Origin of the sequence: Bacillus sp. JH7, from assembly GCF_001563515.1 — a bacterium.
GTDB lineage: Bacteria > Bacillota > Bacilli > Bacillales > Bacillaceae_G > Bacillus_A > Bacillus_A cereus.
Window position 1 is genome coordinate 656130 of record NZ_LPUS01000001.1, and the last position, 17145, is coordinate 673274.

Here is a 17145-nt window from a genome sequence, read left to right on the forward strand (position 1 = left end):
GGGGGGACTATACATGGCTGTAGAAAATATTACAATGCCTCAGCTCGGGGAGAGCGTTACAGAGGGCACAATTAGTAAATGGCTCGTTAATGTTGGCGATCACGTAAATAAGTATGATCCGCTTGCAGAAGTAATGACTGATAAAGTAAATGCTGAAGTACCATCTTCTTTCACGGGTGTTGTGAAAGAGTTAATCGCTGGTGAAGGTGATACGTTAGCTGTAGGTGAAGTAGTTTGTGTTATTCAAGTAGAAGGCGCAGATGAAGTAGCAGCAACAGCTGTTGAGGAAAAAACTAAAGAAGAATCAAAGGCAGAAGTAGCTACGTCTGAAAAAGCACCGAAAGTAAAACAACCAACTGATGGAAAACCACGTTTTTCACCAGCTGTGTTAAAGCTTGCGGGTGAGCATAACGTTGATTTAGATCTAGTAGAAGGTACGGGAGCAAACGGCCGTATCACTCGTAAAGATATTTTAAAGCTAGTGGAATCTGGAAATATCCCACAAGCAGGTGCGGCGAAGAAAGAGGAAGCTGTAGCGGCAGTAGTAGAAGCTCGCCCAGAAGCACCAAAAGCAGCACCAGTAGCGCAAAAAGTAGAAGCTGCGAAACCAGTTTCTGTACCTACAATGCCTGGAGATATCGAAATTCCAGTAACAGGTGTGCGTAAAGCAATCGCAGCAAACATGTTACGTAGTAAACACGAAGCACCACATGCTTGGATGATGATTGAAGTAGATGTGACAAACCTTGTGTCATACCGTAACTCAATTAAAGGTGACTTTAAGAAGCGTGAAGGCTTTAACTTAACGTTCTTTGCTTTCTTCGTAAAAGCAGTAGCACAAGCGTTAAAAGAGTATCCTCAAATTAATTCAATGTGGGCTGGCGATAAAATTGTTCAGAAGAAAGATATTAACCTTTCTATCGCTGTTGCAACAGAGGAAGAACTATTTGTACCAGTAATTAAGCAAGCGGACGAGAAAACAATTAAAGGCATCGCTCGTGAAATTACAGAACTTGCAGGAAAAGTACGTACGAAATCGTTAAAAGCAGACGAAATGCAAGGTGGAACATTTACAATTAATAACACAGGATCATTCGGTTCTGTTCAATCTATGGGTATTATTAATTACCCGCAAGCAGCTATTTTACAAGTTGAATCAATTGTAAAACGCCCAGTAATTATGGATAACGGTATGTTCGGTGCTCGTGATATGGTTAACTTATGTTTATCACTTGATCACCGAGTACTTGATGGTTTAATTTGTGGTAAGTTCTTAGGACGTGTTAAAGAAATTTTAGAAAACATGTCAGAAAATAATACATCTGTATATTAATAAAAAGCTCGCTTATGCGAGCTTTTTATTATCTTATTTCTTCATCTACATCCTACTATATGTATAAATATCTTTCCCAGTAATCTTACAATAAACGATTATGTATTAGGAATTTACGAAAATACATTGCTGATATATGGTATATGGATATAAAATAAGAAAAGAATAATTTTTTTGGCAAATCTTACTGACGAAACTGTAGTATAATATATTGTATTGTATGAAAAAGAGAGTTATTCTATATAAGTGTTTTATAGATAATGTGTAATCAGTCGTCAAAACATGAAGAATGTTGACTCCTGGTTTTTTATTTTTGCCGTAACAATGTTTCAGGAGGATGTCATGAAAAGAAGTACCGAGTTTCTAAAAAGTTTAGATGTAAAATTAATTTTAATTTTGTGTGCACTATGTGTGACGAGTATAGCTGCTATATATAGCAGTCAGCAAACGGGACAGTATGGAGCTGCAAACTTTGCTATGAAACAAGGTGTTAACTACATAATTGGGGTTGTATTGTTACTTCTTGTTGCAAGCATCGACTTAGATCAATTGCAAAAATTATCTTGGCCACTTTATATTGCCGGGTTTGGTTCACTTATTCTTTTGAAAATACTACCGGTTTCCACCTTCACACCTGAAAAATTAGGTGCAAAAAGATGGTTTGTTTTTCCAGTACTTGGACAAATTCAGCCGTCTGAGTTTTTCAAAATTGCATTGCTTCTTGTAGTAGCAAGCATAGCTGTGAAACATAATGCGCAGTATATGGCGAGGACATTCCAAACGGATTTAAAATTAGTAGGTAAAATTATGCTAGTTTCTCTTCCGCCTATGGCTGTTGTATATAGCCAACCGGATACAGGTATGGTGTTCTTATATGCTGCTGCTATTGCATGTATTTTATTTATGTCAGGTATTCAAAAGAAATTGATAGCATTATGTACAGTTATTCCGTTGACCATATTATCTGCTTTAATATTTATTTTCTTTAAGTATCCAGATTTTTTCTATAATAAGTTAGTTACTTTACTAAAACCTCACCAACAGTCGCGTATTGTAGGTTGGTTAAATCCATTTGAAAATGCAGATCAAGGTTATCAAACGCAACAATCGATTTTAGCTGTAGGTAGTGGAGGAATGGAAGGTAAAGGATACGGTGGAGGAAGCGTCTATATCCCAGAGAAGCATACTGACTTTATTTTCGCTACAATTGCCGAAGAAGGTGGATTTATCGTAGCAGCCTTAGTTGTCTTCTTGTTCCTATTACTACTATATCGAACAATTATTATTGGTTATTCCGCTGATAATTTATTTGGTACATTATTATGCGCTGGATCAATCGGTATATTAACAGTTCAAATATTCCAAAACATCGGTATGATCGTTGGATTAATGCCTGTAAAAGGTATTGCATTACCTTTCTTATCGTATGGGGGAAGTTCCTTATTCTCAAATATGATTATGATGGGGCTCATATTATCGGTACGGAAAACGTATAAAAAATATATGTTTTCAGTTAAGTAAAAAAAGCTGGTTCGTTTTTAAACGAACCAGCTTTTTTACATATATGCTCATAAACGTTGCAAACTAAAACAGGATAGCAGTTTGAGACGGGTAAGGAGTGCAAAGTGATGCATATGCATATTTTTGAAGGAGCACGACATCTTTCTAATAGTGAATGGGTTATTCGGGCTATTATAGCATACATATTTTTAATATTAGTTGCGAAAGCGATGGGGCAAAGGTCTATCGCACAACTTCGTTTTTTAGATGTTGTATTAGTGTTATTGCTTGGTGGGAATATTTCTAACGCATTGTCTGATGAAAAAGTAGGGTTACTGGGATCGATGATTACAACGTTCATACTTGTTGTACTTCATATTATAAGCTCAGTTTTAATGCTGAAATGGGATAGATGGAGACGTTTTTTAGAGCCTGCACCTATTATTCTTATACACAATGGTTCCATTAATTTTAGCAATTTGAAAAAGGCGAGAATTACCTTGGAATATTTGTTTTCGGAACTTCGTATGCGAAATGTGAGCGATATTCAAACGATTAAATTAGCATTATGGGAAGCAAACGGTGTCGTTTCTATATTTCGGTATCCAGAATATGAAGCAGTTTCGCGGCTTGATCTTAAAGTGGCGGGAAAAAAATCTCCAGTTTCTTTTGTATTAGTAAAGGATGGGAGGATACAGAAAGATGTTCTTGCATTATTAGGAAAAACAGAAGCGTGGGCGAGAGAATTTCTAGAGGAGAGTACAGAAGTGGAATCTATTATGTTAGCTACAGTAGATGAATCACATAAAATAAATATTTTGTTAAAAAAATGAAAAATATACGCATTTTGTCGTTTCGAACATATGATACAATAGTGTGGACAACGAAAAAGGAGGCGATACGGTGGGATATGTAGAAGAATTACGAAAAATAGTTGGTCATCGCCCTTTAATTTTAGTTGGTGCTGTTGTACTTGTTATAAATGAAAATGGATATGTTTTATTGCAGCAGCGGACAGAGCCGTACGGAAAATGGGGGCTACCTGGCGGGCTAATGGAGCTTAGTGAATCACCAGAAGAAACAGCTTATCGTGAAGTATATGAAGAGACAGGAATAAAAGTGAAGAACTTGCGACTAATCAATGTATTTTCTGGAGCGAACTACTTTACAAAATTAGAAAACGGTGATGAATTTCAATCTGTAACAACCGCCTATTATACGGATGAATACGAAGGGGATTTTGTTATGAATAAAGAAGAAGCAGTTCAGCTTAAATTCTTTTCAGTAACAGAACTACCTGACTATATTGTAGGATCGCATAAAAAAATGATTGCTGAATATATGAAGATTATGGAAAAAAAGATATAATAATAGTGAAAGAAATACAAAAACACAGCTCTGGTTGGTAGTCCAGACGCATGATTTCATGTCAGTAACCTTCCCCTCCGGGATGTCCCGTATTTCTAATCTTTTAAAGGAGGGGCTGTCAATGGATTTGACAGTATATCACGATGGCCAATTTTTTGTTGGAATCATTACATGTAAAGAAAAAGGGAAATTGTATGGGGCGAGGTATATTTTTGGGGCGGAACCGTCAGATGAAGAAGTGCTTATGTTTGTGAATGGTTCACTTTTAGAGCATTTTCAGCACTTTGCAAAATGTGGTGTAGAAGTTAAAGAAAAACAGCGTCCTAAAAACATAAAGCGTATCATACGACAAGCAGCAAAAGAAACAACTATTAAACGTTTTACTAAGGCGCAAGAGGCGATTAGTTTATCTTATGAATTGCATAAACAAGAAAAGAAACTGCAGTCTAAAGAGAAGCGAGAAGCTGAAAAAGAAAGAAGACGTTTAATGAAAGTACAAAAAGCAAAGCAAAAACATCGTGGTCATTAAAGAAAAGGTGTTAGAGCAAGAGCTCTAACACCTTTTATATACTTAAATACAAGTAAACTTACTTGTATTTCATAAACATTAACTGGTAAGATACAAATAGGTAGTTTTAGAGGAGGGAAAAGAGTGATTAATTTTAACTTTTTTATGAATGATGTTGTCCGCCAAGCGCGTGAAGAGATTGTCTCTGCTGGATATACAGAATTGACGACGCCGGAAGCGGTAGAAGAAGCGTTTAAAAGAAATGGAACAACACTTGTAATGGTAAACTCTGTATGTGGTTGTGCAGGTGGTATTGCTCGTCCTGCTGCTGCGCATTCCGTACATTATGATAAACGTCCTAACCACCTTGTAACGGTGTTTGCAGGTCAAGATAAAGAAGCGACAGCAAGAGCGCGTGAATATTTCGAAGGGTACCCACCTTCTTCTCCATCATTTGCTTTATTAAAAGATGGAAAAATTGTAACGATGGTAGAGCGTCATGAAATTGAAGGTCATGAACCGATGCAAGTTATTGCGAAACTACAATCATATTTCGAAGAGAATTGTGAAGAACTATAAAAAATAAGAGAAAAGGCGGCACGTCCACAATCAAGTGGATGTGCCGCCTTTTTTATTTATTATTAAAATTTCTGAGATATGCATAGTTGTGTTATTTTATGCATCATTTTATACATAACAAACAGCATTTATATTGTTTAATTATTTATTTTTATTTTATATATTGCATAAAAATAAAAGTGCTGATACAATACAAACATCGAATAAATATTCTATTAAACTTTTAAATATACATTATTAGGGGGAAGAAAGATGAAGAAGTTAGTATCAATATCGTTTGCACTTATTTTAATGGTAAGTATATTCAGCGCTTGTAGTAATGGGGAATCGAAAGAAACAAAAGGAAATAAAAAAGTACTCGTAATGGGAACTTCAGCAGATTATAAACCTTATGAATATGTAGATGCGTCAAAGAGCGATGAAATTATTGGCTTTGATGTTGATGTTGCTAAATATATCGGAAAAGAACTTGGGTATGAAGTGAAAGTGAAAGATATGGATTTTGGTGGTTTATTAGCATCTCTTAGTTCAGGAAAAGTTGATTTCGTAATGGCAGGTATGACGCCAACTGCAGAGCGTAAAAATAATGTTGATTTTACAGATATTTATTTTGTTGCGAAAAATATGGTCGTTTCTAAAAAGGATTCTAACATTAAATCTGTAGAGGATTTAAAAGGGAAAAAAGTAGGGGTACAAACAGGGTCTATTCAAGAAGAGAAAGCTTCAGAATTTAAAAAACAAGTAGATTTCCAAGTTGAGGGACGTGACCGTATACCAGAAATCGTACAAGAAATTAAAGCTGGTCGTTTTGACGCTGCAATTATAGAAGATACAGTTGCTAAAAATTATTTAGAGAAAATGAAAGATTTACAAGGAATTGAAATTAAAGAAGCACCAGAAGAAGTTGGAGCAGCAATTGCCCTTCCGAAAAACAGTGATAAAACAGCTGAATTTAATAAAGTAATTAAAAAAATGCAAGAAAATGGAGAAATGGATAAATTAGTGAAGAAATGGTTTGGCAGCGGAAAATAAGCTGCCTTTCACTTTTCTGTGAGGGGAATGAAAAGAATGAACTTAGATTTTTCGGCGATTACGCCTTCGATACCATATATACTAAAAGGTTTAGAAGTTACTTTGAAAATTGTAGCAGTATCAGCTTTAGCAGGATTTATTTTAGGAACGCTATTAGCACTTTGTAAAATTGCTAGAATACGAGCATTAAATATAGCAGCAGATTTTTATACATCAATTTTTCGTGGTACACCCCTTGTATTGCAATTAATGATTATTTATTTCGGCGTCCCACAAATAATTGGTTATGAAATACCAGCATTCTTAGCTGCTGTACTTGCATTTAGCTTGAATTCAGGTGCATACATGTCAGAAGTAATTCGTGCTGGTATTCAAGCGGTTGATAAAGGACAAACAGAAGCAGCAATGGCTTTAGGGATACCGTACGGAAAAATGATGAGAAATATTATTTTCCCTCAAGCATTAAAAAATATATTACCAGCGCTTGTGAACGAATTTGCGACACTTACGAAAGAATCGGCTGTAGTAACAGTAATAGGCGCGACTGATTTAATGCGTCGTGCTTACATTGTAGGCGGTGAGACATTTAAATATCTTGAACCATTACTTTTTGTTGGACTGATTTATTATATGTTAGTCATTATTCTTACATTAGTCGGGAAGGCAATTGAAGGGAGAATGAAGAAAAGTGATTAAAATTGAAAACCTTCATAAATCATTTGGTAAAAACGAAGTATTAAAAGGAATTACAACAACAATTGAAAAAGGGGAAGTAGTCGCAATTATAGGGCCTTCTGGATCAGGAAAATCAACATTTTTACGTTGTATGAATATGTTAGAAGCACCAACGGATGGTCACATTTGGATTGGGACGGAAGAAGTAACGAATCCGAAAACGAATGTTATGCATGTTCGTGAAAATGTCGGTATGGTATTTCAACATTTTCACTTATTTCCTCATATGACTGTATTAGAAAATATTACGTATGCTCCTATCAATGTAAAAGGGGTAACGAAGCAAGAAGCTGAAAAGAAAGCTGAGAAACTTTTAGAAAAGGTTGGATTAGTAGATAAAAAAGATACGTATCCAAATCGTCTTTCGGGAGGACAAAAGCAACGTGTAGCAATTGCAAGAGCGTTAGCGATGAAACCGGAAGTTATGTTATTTGATGAACCGACATCGGCGCTAGATCCAGAGATGGTGAAAGAAGTGTTAGAAGTTATGAAATCGTTAGTTACGACAGGAATGACGATGGCTATCGTTACACATGAAATGGGCTTTGCAAAAGAAGTGGCAGATCGTGTTCTTTTCTTGGACGGAGGAAAGCTTGTAGAAGATAGTGCGCCAGAAGAATTTTTTGCAGCGCCGAAAAGTGAACGTGCGCAACAATTTTTACAAAAAATATTGTAATATGAAAAGGTTATGTGAATAATAAGTAGAAAAGGATGACATTGTGTCATCCTTTTTTTATACTAGCTGTAAATACGTTTATACATATAGGAGTAATGATATGTTTAAAATTGGATATCGTACAGTAAAAACAGCAATAGGGACAGGTGCGGCAGTTTTTATTGCTCAGTTATTAGGGTTAGAATTTTATAGTTCAGCAGGCATTTTAGTTATTTTATGTGTACAAAATACGAAGCGCAAATCACTTCAAGTGTCGTTACATCGTTTTCTAGCGTGTGTATTATCAATGGCATTCGCGTTTTGTATTTTTGAAACGATTGGCTATACACCACTTGCAATTAGCATATTGTTACTTACATTTATTCCGACTGCAGTAATGCTTAAAATTCAAGAAGGTATTGTCACGAGTTCAGTTATTGTTATGCATCTATATTCATTGAAGCAAATTACATGGCTTATAGTTGGAAATGAAATTGCTATATTAACGATAGGGATTAGCGTGGCGTTATTAGTAAATATGTATATGCCGAGTAGTGAAAATAAGCTAAAAGAGTATCAGGATAAAATAGAGAATAATTTTAAAACGATTTTGTTTGAAATGGTTGTGTATTTACGAAATCGAGAAAGTAGTTGGAGTGGAGCAGAACTCATTGAAACCGAGAATATGTTAAATGAAGCAAGAGATTTATCGTTTAAAAAACTTGAGAATGCATTTATGCGAGAAGATGATTATTACTATCGTTATTTTAATATGCGTATGCAACAATTCGAAATTTTAGAGCGAATGATACCACTAGCAGCTTCTTTATCGTGGACATATGAACAAGCTGACATGATTGCAGATGTTGTTGAAAACATTGGTAATGCTATTAGCCCTGAGAGTACTGGCGTTATTTCCTTAAGGCAGCTTCAAGAAATGAGGGAATTATTTAGAGACATGCCATTGCCAGCTACACGCGAAGAATTTGAGATACGTGCGAAACTTGTTCAACTTGTGTATGAAATGGAACAATATTTACTCATTAAAAGTCGCTTTAAGGGAAAGGATAATATAAAAGAACTTATATAGAAGGTAGGAATTATCTATGCCGTATCTTCTCTCTATCATATTATGTCTTTCTTTATCACCGATTTGGCCTCTTGGGGATAATCCACGTGCCGGAGATCCTTTTATTATTGTAAATAAAGCAACGAATAAATTAGCTTACATTGACGATGGAAAGATTCAAAAGGTTTTTCCAGTAGCGACAGGGAAAACGAATGAATTAACTCCAGAAGGAACTTTTGATGTTGTAATGAAAGCAAAGGATCCGTATTACATTGCGAAGGATATTCCAGGTGGATCGCCAAAAAATCCACTTGGGTCAAGGTGGATTGGATTTAATGCAAGAGGAACTGATGGAAGTAAATATGGAATACATGGAACAAACCAACCGAGTTCAATTGGAAAGTATATTTCACAAGGGTGTATAAGAATGAAGAAAAACGATGTGGAATATTTGTTTGATCGCATTCCAATTGGAACGAAAGTATGGATTGTGAAATCGAAAAAATCATTTCAGCAATTGGCAAAAGAAAAAGGAGCCGTTGCATATGAAAAAGCCAACGAAAAGGGTGGCTTTTTCTATTATAATAAGTTGTCTTGACATGTGTACATAACCGTGCGTTAATGAGAGTATAGAAAGATAAAATTAGATAAAGGGGTTGCTCATATGTACTTGAATCCAAAACTTTCGTATATGCAGTTTTTTATGGGATTTCTATTTGTTATTACATTCATATTGGCAACTTTTAATATATGTTCTTATCTTGTAGCAATTGTATGTATGGCATTACTTAATCTCACTTTTGTTATTGGGGCATTTCAGCAGAAACAATATACAAGTTTTGTAATAGCGCTTGTAATGTCATTTTCCTTTAGTATTGTAGCGATTGTGTTTTATATAAAATAAACCATCTCGATGTCGAGATGGTTTATTTTGTTATGTGTAAAAAGTAAAAAAAGGACGAACACATCGCCCTTTTTACCAAAACATACTCGCGCCAGCAAGTAATGTTGTTACAAGCATAGAAATTAGCATCACATAAACCATAACTTTTTGAGCTTTTTTATGCATCGTTATACCTCCTTGCAAATCAGTACAATTTCATTGTAACGAGAAATGAAATTATGGACAAGGGGAGAGTGAGGACAAAATTCGGGAGGGGATTGCAAAATATAACAGGAAATTTGAGAGTGTGTAGAGAATATAGTAAAAGGGTATATTGTTAATTTTTAGTTGGGCAAGCTGAAGAATGGAGATACGATGATGAAAATATACGAAACAGATCGTTTATACTTAAGGGAAATTGATGAGTCGTATGCTGAAACAGTTCTTCAATATTACGACAGAAATCGTGAATTTTTAAAAGCTTGGGAAGAGTATAGACCGGATGATTTTTTTACGCTAGATTATCAAAAGAAAAAGTTGCAAAAGGATAGAAAAGAGTTCGAAGAAGGGAAAATCATCAGACTATGGATTTTTAAAAAGGGTGATGATACGAAAATAATTGGGTGTATTTCATTTAATTTAATCGTTCGTGGCATTTATCAATCTTGTGTACTCAGTTATAAATTAGATAAAGCAGAGTTAAACAAAGGGTATACGACAGAAGCGCTTAGAAAAGCAATTCAAGTTGCTTTTGGGGAATTTCAGTTACATCGTATAGAAGCTCCGATTATGCCTCGTAATTTAGCATCTATACAAGTAGTAACGAAGATAGGTTTTCAATATGAAGGCGTGTCTAGGAAGATGTTAATGGTAAATGGCGTGTGGGAAGATCATATGCGCTGGGTATTGTTAAATGAGTAATAGAAAGCAGATGGTTATCTAGACATGTAAACCATCTGTTTTTTGTCTTGTATTTCGAAACTTTTGCGAAATTCTGTTATAATTAATAGTGTTACATACATAATGGTAGTGCAGGAGGCGCAGTCTTATGATTAATCAAGAACGTTTAGTAAATGAATTTATGGAATTAGTACAAGTAGATTCTGAAACGAAATTTGAAGCAGAAATCTGCAAAGTATTAACGAAGAAATTCACAGATTTAGGTGTAGAAGTATTTGAAGATGACACAATGGCTGTAACTGGTCATGGTGCAGGTAACTTAATTTGTACTTTACCAGCAACAAAAGATGGTGTTGATACAATTTACTTTACTTCTCATATGGATACAGTAGTTCCTGGTAATGGAATTAAGCCTTCTATTAAAGATGGATATATCGTATCAGATGGTACAACAATTTTAGGTGCGGATGATAAAGCTGGATTAGCATCAATGTTCGAAGCAATCCGTGTTTTAAAAGAGAAAAATATCCCTCATGGTAAAATTGAATTTATTATTACAGTCGGAGAAGAATCAGGTCTTGTTGGTGCAAAAGCATTAGACCGTGAGCGTATTACAGCGAAATATGGCTACGCATTAGATAGCGATGGAAAAGTTGGTGAAATCGTTGTTGCAGCTCCAACACAAGCGAAAGTGAACGCAATTATTCGCGGAAAAACAGCTCACGCTGGTGTAGCGCCGGAGAAAGGTGTATCTGCAATTACTATCGCAGCGAAAGCAATTGCGAAGATGCCACTTGGTCGCATTGACTCTGAAACGACTGCAAATATTGGACGTTTTGAAGGTGGTACACAAACGAATATCGTTTGCGATCATGTACAAATCTTTGCAGAAGCTCGTTCTTTAATCAATGAGAAAATGGAAGCACAAGTTGCGAAAATGAAAGAAGCATTTGAAACAACTGCAAAAGAAATGGGCGGGCATGCAGACGTTGAAGTAAACGTTATGTACCCAGGATTTAAATTTGCTGATGGCGATCACGTTGTAGAAGTTGCAAAACGTGCAGCTGAAAAAATTGGTCGTACACCTTCTCTTCACCAAAGTGGTGGCGGAAGTGATGCAAACGTAATTGCAGGACATGGTATCCCAACAGTTAACTTAGCAGTTGGTTATGAAGAAATTCATACAACAAACGAGAAGATTCCTGTTGAAGAATTAGCAAAAACAGCAGAATTAGTTGTTGCAATTATTGAAGAAGTAGCGAAGTAATGAAATAGAAAAAGCGTGTAAATCAATTGTGATTTACACGCTTTTTATTTTGATTCGATTGCGTTGACAAGACGTATAAGCCAATATAAGAAAACCTATGGAAGTATATACGTTGTTGCTACATGTACTAGACGAAGGAATAATCCTAACGTATTCATATTGAAAATCGGAAGTAGTAAATAATTAATTGCAATGATTAATATAACTACAAGGAATGTATAGTTGAGTTTATCCCGCTATTTGCCGGACAGTAAGCTCCCTACCTCAAAATTCTGCGAAAGTAAAGAAGTTAAGTGGGGGCCCTGCTGCCCGCAAAAACCCGATTGGTGAGGCTGATTAAAGTTTCACTTTATTAGTTGATCTCATCATAATCAGACCCTTTCACATATATATCCTCTTTATATCGATTATAAAAAAGAACAAGTAATTATTATAACTATTGTGCAAAATTTGATATAATGAAAGAACGAACGTTCTGATTAGGGAGTGAGTACTATGCGAGAAATGTATCCGAAAAATGGTCGTGTTATTTTACATGTAGATATGAATTGCTTTTTCGCATCTGTTGAAATTGCTCATGATCCATCATTACAAGGAAAGCCATTAGCGGTTGCTGGAAATGAAAAAGAGAGAAAAGGAATTATTATAACATGTAGTTATGAGGCGAGAGAATACGGAATACGTACGACGATGCCCCTTTGGGAAGCGAAAAGGTTATGCCCGCAATTAGTTGTAAGGCGTCCTAATTTCACATTATATCGCGAAGCTTCATTTCAAATGTTTCAAGTCCTTTCCCGTTTTACAGAAAAGATACAACCAGTCTCAATAGATGAAGGATATTTAGATATTACAGATTGCTACGCACTTGGTTCGCCTCTTGAAATAGCAAAGATGATTCAACAAGCACTATTAACAGAGTTGCAGCTTCCGTGTAGTATCGGAATTGCTCCAAATCTTTTCCTAGCAAAAACAGCTTCTGATATGAAAAAACCTCTCGGTATTACCGTACTTCGAAAACGTGATATTCCAGAAATGATTTGGACACTTCCAGTTGAAGCAATGCATGGGATTGGAGAAAAAACAGCTGAAAAATTAAATGAAATTCATATACATACAATTGAACAGTTAGCGAAGGGAGACGAGCATATCATTCGCGCTAAAATTGGGAAGCACGGTATTGATTTACAAAAGCGTGCAAAAGGTACGGATGATAGGGAAGTGGATCCGAGTCAAATGGGCCAACATAAAAGTGTCGGTAACTCGATGACTTTTTCAAAGGATATGGATGAAGAGAAAGAATTGCTTGATATGTTAGAACGTTTATCAAAATCAGTGAGTAAAAGATTACAAAAGCGAACCCTTGTCAGCTATAATATTCAAATTATGATTAAATACCATGATAGGCGAACAGTAACACGGAGTAAGCAATTGAAAAATGCAATTTGGGAAGAACGCGATATTTTTCAAGCAGCATCCCGTTTATGGAAGCAACATTGGGATGGTGATTCCGTTCGTTTACTAGGTGTTACAGCTACTGAAATAGAGTGGAAGACAGAATCGGTGAAACAATTAGATTTGTTTTCATTTGAAGAGGATGCGAAAAAAGAACCACTACTTGCTGTCATTGATCAAATTAATGATAAGTATGGAACACCGATTTTACAACGAGGTAGTCAACTACTACGTAAGCAAGAGAAGTCGTTTCAACAAAAGTTAGAAAATAAATTTATGTAGAAGGTGTCATGAAGTAGTAAAATCATGACACCTTTCCTATTATACAGGTACCAAGTGATACGAGAGCATTTGTCCGTAACCCAGCCATTCGGTGTCTCCATTGTCTTTCCATTCCAATGCAAGCTCCTACAATAATTGCGATAACTAATCTGAATACAATGTCGTACCATACCATCATGGTCACCTCCATATATAAATATGTGTTATGTTTTTTAGAATGAGCGGGGAATACCCACTCATTCTTATTTTTACAACCAGCTATGAAACTTTTTAATATAAAGCTTTTTTAGGAACTGTGTTAAAAAAGCGTAGCCTAATAGTATTCCTACTAACCAAGGGAAGTAGTTAAGTGGCAATGCTTGCAAACCAACGGCTGCACCAAGTGGTGAGAATGGAATATAAATCCCGATTGCCATAATAAGAGCGGTTAATAAAACGACTGGTGTTGATGCAGTGCTTTGAATAAATGGAATCTTTTGTGTTCTTATCATGTGAACAATTAAAGTTTGTGTTAACAATCCAACGACAAACCAACCGGACTGGAATAATGATTGCTCGCTCGGTGTATTTGCACCAAATACATTCCACATGACTACGTATGTGATAATATCAAATACGGAACTAATTGGGCCGATAGAAATAATGAAGCTTCGTAAGTTTGCAGTATCCCATTTTCGTGGTTTTTCTAGAAACTCTTTATCCATTTTGTCCCATGGAATAGAAAGTTGTGAAATATCATAAAGTAAGTTTTGAATTAAAAGATGAATGGCAAGCATCGGTAAAAAAGGAATGAAAGCACTTGCTACTAACACGCTAAACACATTACCGAAGTTAGAGCTAGCTGTCATCTTAATATATTTTAAAATATTTCCGAATGTAGTACGTCCTTCTAAAATACCTGCTTCTAATATAGTTAAACTTTTTTCGAGTAGAATAATATCGGAAGCTTCTTTCGCAATATCAGTAGCAGTATTAACAGATATTCCGACATCAGCTTCACGTAATGCTACAGCATCGTTAATGCCGTCTCCCATGTAACCTACAGTGTGTCCATTTCCTTGTAATGCGTGTATAATACGAGATTTTTGCATTGGATTAAGCTTCGCAAATACAGTCGTTTCTTCAGCAAGTTTTGCTAATGCTTTATCTGGTAAAGAATCAATCTCGTAACCGAGGATTGGTTCGCCGATATCTAATCCAACTTCTTTACAAACCTTTCTTGTAACAATTTCGTTATCGCCAGTTAAAATTTTCACTTGTACACCATGTTTTTGTAATGCTTGAATTGCAGCTGCTGCAGATGGTTTCGGTGGATCTAAAAAGCCGATATATCCACTGAGAATCATATCAGTTTCGTCTTTTACTGCGTACTCTGTATCATTTATTCTTCTATCTTTTTTATAAGCCACAGCAATAACTCGCATACCTTCACTATTTAGTGTCTCACTTAGTTTTTTGACATTTGAACGTATTTCCTCGGTGAGTGGAACGATTTTTTCATCCACTTCAGTGTAGTTACAAATTGATAAAATTTCTTCTACGGCACCTTTACAAACCATTGTATGTTCACCTGAAATATCCTTTACGATAACTGACATACGCCGGCGGGCGAAATCGAATGGAATTTCATCTAGCTTTTGAAAAGCTGATGGATTAAATTTATTGTTTTCCTCTGTATGCTTAATAACAGCTTTATCTATTAAATTTTTCAATCCAGTTTGATAGAAACTATTTAAATAGGCAAATTGCAAGACGCGATTGCATTCATTTCCCTTGGGATCTAAGTGACGAACAAGGACCACTTTATCTTCTGTTAAAGTTCCGGTTTTATCTGTACAAAGAATGTTCATAGCACCTAAGTTTTGAATAGAATTTAGCTGTTTTACAATTACTTTTTGTTTAGACATGTTAACGGCACCTTTAGCTAAATTAGCAGTTACAATCATTGGTAACATTTCAGGTGTAAGGCCAACAGCAACGGCAATAGCGAAGAAGAAAGCTTCTTGCCAATCTCCTTTTGTGAATCCATTAATGAGAAGGACAATAGGTGCCATAATAAGCATGAATGTAATTAAGAGCCAGCTTACTTTGTTTACACCTTTATCAAAGCTTGTTTCTACACGCTTTCCAATTACCTTATTTGCTAAAGAGCCGAAATACGTATCGGTACTTGTTGAGATGACAACAGCTTTTGCGCTGCCACTTACAATATTTGTTCCCATGAAACAAAGGTTTTCCATATCGAGTGGATTGTAATTTTTTTTCATGTTTTTCGGTAAGATATGCTTATTTTCTGTATGGTAGCAGTGTTCGTATTTTTCTACAGGAAGTGCTTCCCCTGTCAAAGAAGATTGATTAACAAATAAATCTTTAGCGGATACAACACGCACATCAGCTGGAACGATATCACCAGCTGAAAGGGAAATAATATCGCCAGGTACAAGTTCCTCAATTGGAATTTCTGTTGTGTAATTTCGGTTTAAATTCTTTACATTTTTTGTTTCATGTACAAATCCATTTATTCTAAATACGCTCGCAGTTGTTCGAACCATAGCTTTTAACTTATCGGCAGCTTTTTGAGAACGAAATTCTTGGGAGAACCGAATCGTTGCACTAAGTAGGACCATTACAGATACGACAATCGTTCCTTGCATATCATCTGTGAAAAAGGAGAGTGCTCCAAGAGCTAATAAAACGAAAATAAATGGATTTTTAAATGCCAATAGAAATTGAATGTACCACGGCGCCATTTTATTATGAGCTATTTCATTCGGACCATATAAAGAAAGTCTACGAGACGCTTCTTGTTTAGATAATCCATCTTGTGTTGTTTCTAAAAGTTTTAACGCAGAGCTTACATCTTGTGTTGCAACCTCCACTAATAATTCGTTATTTGTTTTCATGCTATCTTGCTCATAAGCATGCTTTGTTTCTTGTCTTTGTAAATTAAACATCGGTAGTTCCTCCTCTGTCATGAAGGAGGAAACAATCTGTTACCTAACTATTTGAAATGGTGAGGAACAGTTTCTTTCCTACCTACATGATGAAATATGAATGTAAAACGTATGGGTATCTGGGCCGAATCATCAATTGCCAACTGTTCCTCACCTCCGTACAATTTAGTAGTTTCTGAATATGCTATGTTTGTTTCATAGTAAGGTGCATATAGACGTAAAAAGACCTTTACTCAAAACGAGTAAAGGTCTGAATTCGCAGTTAAAAGAGTCCACAACAAAGACTGTTAGTAGATATAAATAAAAACAGTTTTTGTGTATGACAAAATACATGCACCTCTCCCTCGTTGAGTTTTAGCACTGTATAGCATAGGTACTGAAACCAGCTACGTTAAAAAAGGCCTTCATTCCGACCTTTCCTGTTGACCCATTGGCGTCTCTCGACATTTTTGGGCAGCAGCGTTTCTCTATACAGGAGCCTCACCTAACAGAGACCATATTCAATTACATGTTGATGTTAGCACTGTAAAATCTTAGTGTCAATATCTTTTTTATCTGTGTTTTTAAAATATTAAATGGATTTATAATAGATATATGGGATGAAATGCATGATATTGATTATAAATAA

Annotated in this window: 17 protein-coding genes, 1 pseudogene and 1 riboswitch; of the genes and pseudogenes, 15 read left to right on the forward strand and 3 right to left on the reverse strand. The window is 35.7% G+C overall.

Features of this window, described 5'->3' with window-relative positions; genetic code table 11:
• Nucleotides 1-13 precede the first annotated feature (13 nt).
• The 12 genes from AU379_RS03555 to AU379_RS03610 all read left to right on the forward strand — a co-directional run bounded on the left by AU379_RS03555 (nt 14) and on the right by AU379_RS03610 (nt 9683).
• A complete protein-coding gene (locus AU379_RS03555) occupies nt 14-1333 on the forward strand; it encodes a dihydrolipoamide acetyltransferase family protein (protein ID WP_000257681.1) in 1320 nt (439 codons plus the stop codon).
• Between the two features lie 342 nt (nt 1334-1675).
• The gene (locus AU379_RS03560; RefSeq protein WP_000831182.1) at nt 1676-2854 is read left to right on the forward strand and encodes an FtsW/RodA/SpoVE family cell cycle protein; all 1179 of its coding nucleotides are present in this window, start codon (nt 1676-1678) and stop codon (nt 2852-2854) included.
• Nucleotides 2855-2961: 107 nt separating this feature from the next.
• Nucleotides 2962-3666: a YetF domain-containing protein gene (locus AU379_RS03565; protein WP_000550964.1), complete on the forward strand. Its 705-nt coding sequence runs from the start codon at nt 2962-2964 to the stop codon at nt 3664-3666.
• Nucleotides 3667-3736: 70 nt separating this feature from the next.
• On the forward strand, nt 3737-4201 hold the full coding sequence (locus AU379_RS03570; protein ID WP_000542555.1) for an NUDIX hydrolase: 465 nt from the start codon (nt 3737-3739) through the stop codon (nt 4199-4201).
• 121 nt (nt 4202-4322) lie between these two features.
• Complete coding sequence (locus AU379_RS03575; protein ID WP_000366585.1) at nt 4323-4730, forward strand: YjdF family protein; 408 nt, start codon at nt 4323-4325, stop codon at nt 4728-4730.
• 144 nt (nt 4731-4874) lie between these two features.
• Nucleotides 4875-5288: a BrxA/BrxB family bacilliredoxin gene (locus AU379_RS03580; RefSeq protein WP_001979317.1), complete on the forward strand. Its 414-nt coding sequence runs from the start codon at nt 4875-4877 to the stop codon at nt 5286-5288.
• Nucleotides 5289-5540: 252 nt separating this feature from the next.
• On the forward strand, nt 5541-6320 hold the full coding sequence (locus AU379_RS03585; protein ID WP_061138962.1) for a transporter substrate-binding domain-containing protein: 780 nt from the start codon (nt 5541-5543) through the stop codon (nt 6318-6320).
• Between the two features lie 36 nt (nt 6321-6356).
• A complete protein-coding gene (locus tag AU379_RS03590; protein ID WP_001046915.1) occupies nt 6357-7016 on the forward strand; it encodes an amino acid ABC transporter permease in 660 nt (219 codons plus the stop codon).
• On the forward strand, nt 7009-7731 hold the full coding sequence (locus AU379_RS03595) for an amino acid ABC transporter ATP-binding protein (protein WP_061138963.1): 723 nt from the start codon (nt 7009-7011) through the stop codon (nt 7729-7731). Before AU379_RS03590 ends, AU379_RS03595 begins: the two co-directional genes overlap by 8 nt.
• A 100-nt stretch (nt 7732-7831) precedes the next feature.
• Nucleotides 7832-8800 (forward strand): aromatic acid exporter family protein, encoded by a 969-nt coding sequence (locus AU379_RS03600; RefSeq protein WP_000472665.1) that lies wholly within the window; start codon nt 7832-7834, stop codon nt 8798-8800.
• 16 nt (nt 8801-8816) lie between these two features.
• Nucleotides 8817-9377, forward strand: a complete 561-nt coding sequence (locus tag AU379_RS03605; protein ID WP_001146565.1) for a L,D-transpeptidase — start codon at nt 8817-8819, stop codon at nt 9375-9377.
• Between the two features lie 66 nt (nt 9378-9443).
• Nucleotides 9444-9683, forward strand: a complete 240-nt coding sequence (locus AU379_RS03610; RefSeq protein ID WP_000281167.1) for a DUF3894 domain-containing protein — start codon at nt 9444-9446, stop codon at nt 9681-9683.
• A gap of 72 nt (nt 9684-9755) precedes the next feature.
• Here the strand turns inward: AU379_RS03610 and prli42 are convergent, their stop codons facing one another.
• Complete coding sequence (prli42, locus tag AU379_RS28370) at nt 9756-9848, reverse strand: stressosome-associated protein Prli42 (RefSeq protein ID WP_000549040.1); 93 nt, start codon at nt 9846-9848, stop codon at nt 9756-9758.
• Between the two features lie 189 nt (nt 9849-10037).
• On the opposite strand from prli42, the gene AU379_RS03615 reads away from it, so the two are divergent.
• The 3 genes from AU379_RS03615 to AU379_RS03625 all read left to right on the forward strand — a co-directional run bounded on the left by AU379_RS03615 (nt 10038) and on the right by AU379_RS03625 (nt 13563).
• Nucleotides 10038-10583, forward strand: coding sequence for a GNAT family protein (locus tag AU379_RS03615; protein ID WP_001987197.1), 546 nt, complete (start codon nt 10038-10040; stop codon nt 10581-10583).
• 127 nt (nt 10584-10710) lie between these two features.
• Nucleotides 10711-11829 (forward strand): tripeptidase T, encoded by a 1119-nt coding sequence (locus tag AU379_RS03620; RefSeq protein ID WP_000609803.1) that lies wholly within the window; start codon nt 10711-10713, stop codon nt 11827-11829.
• 495 nt (nt 11830-12324) lie between these two features.
• Nucleotides 12325-13563 carry a DNA polymerase IV gene (locus tag AU379_RS03625; RefSeq protein WP_001208860.1) on the forward strand — a complete coding sequence of 413 codons (1239 nt, stop codon included), beginning with the start codon at nt 12325-12327 and terminating at the stop codon, nt 13561-13563.
• A 40-nt stretch (nt 13564-13603) separates the two neighbouring features.
• Here the strand turns inward: AU379_RS03625 and AU379_RS28375 are convergent.
• Nucleotides 13604-13738, reverse strand: a pseudogene (locus AU379_RS28375) (MgtC/SapB family protein); the annotation flags it as partial.
• A 73-nt stretch (nt 13739-13811) separates the two neighbouring features.
• Nucleotides 13812-16517: a magnesium-translocating P-type ATPase gene (mgtA, locus tag AU379_RS03630; protein WP_000482690.1), complete on the reverse strand. Its 2706-nt coding sequence runs from the start codon at nt 16515-16517 to the stop codon at nt 13812-13814.
• Nucleotides 16518-16848: 331 nt separating this feature from the next.
• A riboswitch (M-box (ykoK) riboswitch) is annotated at nt 16849-17016 on the reverse strand.
• Nucleotides 17017-17145: the final 129 nt, after the last annotated feature.